The 2,119-nt window shown below is 31.2% G+C and carries 2 protein-coding genes; both read left to right on the top strand.

Translation table 11 applies throughout. The features are described from left to right. Positions 1 to 1,127: dicarboxylate/amino acid:cation symporter (locus LRA01S_RS10480; RefSeq protein ID WP_061775550.1), on the top strand; the 1,127-nt coding region annotated here is incomplete at its 5' end. A gap of 19 nt (positions 1,128 to 1,146) precedes the next feature. Continuing rightward, positions 1,147 to 2,076 carry an ATP-grasp domain-containing protein gene (locus LRA01S_RS10475; protein ID WP_061775549.1) on the top strand — a complete coding sequence of 310 codons (930 nt, stop codon included), beginning with the start codon at positions 1,147 to 1,149 and terminating at the stop codon, positions 2,074 to 2,076. Positions 2,077 to 2,119: the final 43 nt, after the last annotated feature.

The raw sequence follows: 2,119 nt of genomic DNA, 5'->3' as shown, positions 1-2,119 counted from the left end.
TTCCTCAATTTTCTAGTATATATCAATTTCTGGAGAAAGCTTTTATATCACTGGTCAGTATGGTCATCTTACCATTGGTATTTCCAGTCATTGTCCTCTCTGTTGCTGAAATACTTAATAAAGAATCATTAGGAAAACTAATTTTGAAAAGTATCCTATATTTTTTTATCATTACTACAATTATTACTGGAATATTCGTAACTGGTTCTTATCTATTAAAATTTGGTCAAGGAATTGATATCGGTCAACAAAAGACATCATTAAATGACCTTACTAACAACATTAACTTAAACGACTTCTTACTTGGAATCATACCTGCAAATATATTCAATTCATTATCACAAGGTTCTCTCCTTCCAGTTGTAGTTTTTGCAATTTTCCTTGGCTTTGGAATCGGCAGTTTAGAAAATAGGAAAAATTCAATTTTTATCAACGCTTTACATGTATGGGTTGATGCTATATACAAGATAGTTGAGCTAATTATTAAGTGGGCCCCTTTCGGAGTCTTCGGATTCATTGCAAGCGATGTCGCTACTACAGGGTTTGAAAAATTAATTAGTTTAGGCGAATTTGTAATTGGTACTTATGTTGCTTATAGCATTTTAGCTTTGTTTTTTTACCCATTACTTGCATATATTTTTGAATTAAACTATTTTCAATTAATAAAAAGTATACGGAATCTTTTACTACTTGCATTTATCTCAGGGAGTTCGAGTGTAGTCCTTCCTGAACTTCTTAAAAGATTAAAAAATAACGGATCTGACGAGAATATTACTGACTTAGTTGTTCCCCTAGGCTATACCTTTAATTTGCAGGGAGCTGCTGTATACTTTTCAATGGCCACAATTTTTATTGTTAATGTATACAATATAAATCTGTCGACTTCTCAGATAATCTATACCATTTTTATACTCTCACTTATCGGAAAAACTGCAGCAACTGTTCCTTCCGGCGCAATTGTAGTTCTACTTGCTTCAGCAACAATGTTAGGACTTCCTAAAGAAGGTGTTGCATTAATCTTTGCAGTTGACTTTTTTGTCAATGCTGGCAGAACAGCTTTGAATGTCCTTGGACAAGGAATGACAGTTTTAATTATTGAGAAATTGAATAAAAAATATTTATTTTAAAGTTTTAAAGGAGAACAAAATGGAAACTTCAAAAGTTTATATAATACATGAAAATTTAGAATGGACTCAACATTTAGTAAATTGGTTGGAACATTATGAAATTCCATATGATCTATGGGATCTATCTAGCGGATATTTAAATCTTCAAGAAGAACCTCCTAAAGGAATATTTTATAATAGGATGTCCGCATCTTCACATACAAGAAATCACCGCTATGCTCCAGAATACACTGAACAGGTTATTTCTTGGTTAGAATTCCATAATAGAAAAGTCATAAATAGTATCGATGCAATCAATCTTGAAGTTAGTAAAGTTAAACAGTATCTAAAGCTAAATGAAGTTGGAATTACAACCCCAAAAACAATTGCTGTCCTTGGTTCAAAAAACATAATTGAAGCAGCAAGAAAATTAAATATTTATCCTTTAATTACTAAACATAATAGAGCTGGTAAAGGATTAGGTGTCAAACTATTTAATAATGAAGAAGAATTAAATAACTATGTTACAGGACCTCTTTTCGAACCTTCAATTGATGGCATTACTTTATTACAAGAATATGTAAAACCTACAGACGGTAGAATTAGAAGATCTGAATTTATTAATCAAAAATTTCTATATACAGTATCAATTGACTCATCTGATGGTTTCCAACTTTGTCCTGCGGATGAATGTAATATTGAAAGTCGCTCCGAACAGTTAGAAATATCAAATAAATTCGAAATAACTGACCCACTTCCTCTCGAACGTCAGAATACGTTCGAAAAATTTTTGAATTCAGCAAAAATTGATGTGGCAGCAATTGAGTGGATAGAATCTGAAAACGGAAAAATCTATGTTTACGATGTGAATACTAATACAAATTATAATCCCGAAGCTGAAAAACGTGCTAATCTTTTTGCCCATGAACATCTTGCACTCTATTTACAAGATTTACTAAAAAAATTATAGTACTTTTTATAACTTATAGCTGAATCTCTCTTTAATTATTTAA

It is taken from the genome of Pseudolactococcus raffinolactis NBRC 100932 (assembly GCF_001591765.1).
Lineage (GTDB): Bacteria > Bacillota > Bacilli > Lactobacillales > Streptococcaceae > Pseudolactococcus > Pseudolactococcus raffinolactis.
Note: the sequence above shows the minus strand (reverse complement) of the source record. Positions and strands in the feature narration are given on the sequence as shown.

What these genes read in the sequence shown, in the direction of transcription:
- LRA01S_RS10475 (WP_061775549.1), top strand. Translation starts at nt 1,147, where the DNA reads ATGGAAACTTCAAAAGTTTATATAATACATGAAAATTTAGAATGGACT.